General features: G+C 69.3%; 2 protein-coding genes. Both read left to right on the top strand.

What is annotated here, in order from left to right; all coding sequences use genetic code 11:
- On the top strand, positions 1–914 hold a 914-nt coding region (locus AC2VOG_RS02050), incomplete at its 5' end, for an arabinofuranosyltransferase (protein ID WP_486938251.1).
- Positions 914–3,762: arabinosyltransferase domain-containing protein (locus tag AC2VOG_RS02045; RefSeq protein ID WP_486938250.1), on the top strand; the 2,849-nt coding region annotated here is incomplete at its 3' end. The genes AC2VOG_RS02050 and AC2VOG_RS02045, both read left to right, overlap by 1 nt.

Genomic DNA, 3,762 nt, shown 5'->3' with positions numbered 1-3,762 from the left:
CTGAGTTGACCTTCCCGATGCTGACCTTCACCTTGATGGGCGCGCTGTGCCTGCTCGGCACGCTGTGGCTGGTCGTGCGGGCACGGACGTCGGTGCGGGCGGGCGGCCTGGCAATGGGCGTGCTCGCGGTCTACCTGTGGTCGCTGTTGTCGATGCTGACCACGCTGGCCCGCACCACGCTGCTGTCGTTTCGGCTGCAGCCGACGCTGACGGTGTTGCTGACGGCGGCGGGAGTCTTCGGCTTTGTCGAAGCGACCCGTGCGGTCAAAGCCCGGGGCCGCGAACACGCCTGGGGCCGGGCCGTGCTCCCGGTGGCGGCGTCGATCGGGCTGGCCGGCGCGATCGCGTTCAGCCAGGACATTCCCGAGGTGCTGCGGCCCGACCTGACCATCGCCTACACCGACACCGACGGCCACGGCCAGCGCGGCGACCGACGCCCGCCCAGCTCGGAGAAGTTCTACGCGCAGATCGACGCCGCGATCACCCGGGCGACCGGCAAACCGCGCGACCAGACGGTGGTCATGACCGCTGACTACAGCTTTCTGTCCTACTACCCCTACTACGGTTTCCAGGGGTTGACGTCGCACTACGCCAACCCGCTGGCGCAGTTCGACAAGCGTGCGGCCGCGATCCGGGACTGGGCCAAATTCACGTCCGCCGACCCGTTCGTGCGCGCGCTGGACGCGCTGCCGTGGGCGCCGCCGACGGTGTTCCTGATGCGGCACGGCGGCTCAGCAGGCGCTACATCTGCTGGGATGGGCAGCAGCTACACCCTGCGGCTGGCCGAAGACGTCTATCCCAACCAGCCCAACGTGCGCCGCTACACGGTCGAGCTCAACGCCGCGATCTTCGCCGACCCGCGGTTCGGCGTCACCAAGATCGGCCCGTTCATCCTGGCCATCCGCAAACCCTGATGGCCACCGAGGCGGCACCGCCGCAGCAATTAGCATCTACCCCCGTGGATGACACCGCGGGCCGCAGCTACCGGGCCGCCCGCTTGGTTGCCGTCGTCGCCGGCATACTCGGAACGCTGCTGGCCGTCGCGACGCCGCTGCTGCCGGTCACACAGACCACCGCACAACTGAACTGGCCGCAAAACGGCATCCTCGGCAGCGTGGAGGCCCCGCTGATCGGCTACGTCGCCACCGACCTCAACATCAGCATCCCGTGCCAGGCCGCCGCCGGCCTGTCCGGGTCCGGCAGGACGGTGCTGCTGTCCACGGTGCCCAAGCAGGCGCCCAAGGCGGTGGATCGCGGCCTGTTGATCGAACGCGCCAACGACGACCTGGTGCTGGTGGTGCGCAATGTCCCGTTGGTGGTCGCGCCGCTGAGCCAGGTGTTGAGCGGCGACTGCCAGAAGCTGGTCTTCACCGCCCACGCCGACCGGGTGGTCGGTGAATTCGTCGGGCTCACCCAGGGCCCCAACGCCGAGCATCCCGGCGCGCCCCTGCGCGGCGAGCGCAGCGGCTACGACTTTCGGCCGCAGATCGTCGGCGTCTTCACCGACCTGACCGGACCGGCCCCGCCCGGCCTGACCTTCTCCGCCACCGTCGACACCCGCTACAGCAGTTCGCCGACGCCGTTGAAGATGGCCGCGATGGCGCTCGGCGTGGCGCTCACGCTGGCCGCGCTGATCGCGCTGCACATCCTGGACACCTCCGACGGCACCCGGCACCGCCGTTTCCTGCCGCCCCGCTGGTGGTCCCTGAGCGGGCTGGACGGCCTGGTCACGCTGGTGCTGGTGTGGTGGCACTTCGTCGGCGCCAACACCGCCGACGACGGCTACATCCTGACCATGGCCCGGGTTTCCGAGCACGCCGGCTACATGGCCAACTACTACCGCTGGCTGGGCACGCCGGAGGCGCCGTTCGGCTGGTACTACGACCTGCTGGCGCTGTGGGCGCACGTCAGCACCGCCAGCATCTGGATGCGGCTGCCCACTCTGCTGATGGCGCTGGCCTGCTGGTGGGTGATCAGCCGGGAGGTGATCCCGCGCCTGGGTCATGCCGTCAAGATCTCGCGTGCGGCGGCGTGGACGGCGGCGGGCACTTTCCTGGCGGTGTGGCTGCCGCTGGACAACGGCCTGCGACCCGAGCCGATCATCGCCCTCGGCATTCTGCTGACCTGGTGTTCGGTGGAGCGCGCGGTGGCCACCAGTCGGCTGTTGCCGGTGGCGGTGGCCTGCATCGTCGGGGCTCTGACGCTGTTCTCCGGGCCGACCGGGATCGCCTCGATCGGCGCGCTGCTGGTGGCAATCGGCCCGCTGCGCACCATCATTGCGCGCGGATCGAGGCGATTCGGCGTGCTGGCGCTGCTGGCGCCGATCGTCGCCGCGGTAAGCGTCAACGCGATCCTGATCTTCCGCGACCAGACGCTGGCCGGTGAATTGCAGGCGACGGCGCTCAAGCGCGCGCTCGGGCCGAGCCTGAGTTGGTTCGACGAGCACATCCGCTACGAGCGGCTGTTCATGGCCAGCCCGGACGGGTCGATCGCGCGCCGGTTCGCGCTGCTGGTGTTGCTGGTCGGCCTCGCGGTGTCGATCGCAATGACGTTGCGCAAGGGCCGAATTCCAGGCACCGCGGCCGGGCCGAGCCGTCGCATCATCGGGATCACAGTGATCTCGTTCATCGCGATGATGTTCACGCCGACCAAGTGGACGCACCACTTCGGGGTGTTCGCCGGGCTGGCCGGTTCGCTGGGTGCGCTGGCCGCGGTCGCAGTGACCGCGACGGCGATGCGGTCACGACGCAACCGGACGCTGTTCGCCTCGGTAGTGTTGTTCGTCGTTGCGCTGTCGTTCGCCAGCGTCAACGGCTGGTGGTATGTCTCCAACTTCGGGGTGCCGTGGTCGAATGCGTTCCCGCAGTGGCACTTCGGTTTCACCACCGGCTTCCTGGCGCTGACGTTGCTGGTTGCGCTGCTGGCGGCCTGGCTCCACTTCGTCAAGACCGACAGCGACGCCGACCCGCCCAGCGATTCACGCTTGGGTCGAATCATCCGGTCCCCGCTGGCAATTGCCGCCTGGGCGCTGGTGTTCTTCCAGGTGCTGTCATTGACGCTGGGCATGACCGACCAGTACCCGGCATGGTCGGTGGGCCGCTCCAACCTGCAGGCCCTCACCGGAAAGACGTGCGGACTGGCCACCGACGTCCTGGTCGAGCAAGACCCGAACGCCGGGATGCTCAAACCCGTCTCCGCGGACGAGAAAGACGCGCTGGCAGACGGTTTCGCCGAGGGCTTCGACTCCAACGGCATCCCGTCGTCGGTGTCAGCCGACCCGGTGATGGAACGTCCCGGTGACCGCAGCTTCGTCAGCGACGACGCAAATGTCACCAACGGCGAGGCCGGTAACGAAGGCGGCACCACCTCCGCGCCCGGAATCAACGGCTCCCGCGCCCGGCTGCCGTACGGCCTGAACCCGGCCCGCACCCCGGTGCTCGGGAGCTGGCGATCCGGCGTCCAGATGCCCGCCCGGCTGCGGTCGGCCTGGTACAAGCTGCCGCCCCGCAGCGAATCCGGGCCGCTACTGGTCGTGTCGGCGGCCGGCCGGTTCAACTACGGCGAGGTCCAAATCCAGTGGGCCACCGACAAACAGGCCGCCGACAACAAGCCGGGTGGCTCGACCGGGCTGGCCGACGTCGGTGCGGCGCCGGCGTGGCGCAACCTGCGGGCGCCACTGTCCGCGCTGCCCACCGACGCCACCCAGGTGCGGGTGGTGGTCACCGACGAGGACCTGGCGCCAATGCACTGGATCGCGGTCAC

The sequence above is a fragment of the Mycobacterium sp. TH-M11 genome (assembly GCF_057473725.1).
This window is presented reverse-complemented; position numbering and strand designations above follow the sequence as displayed.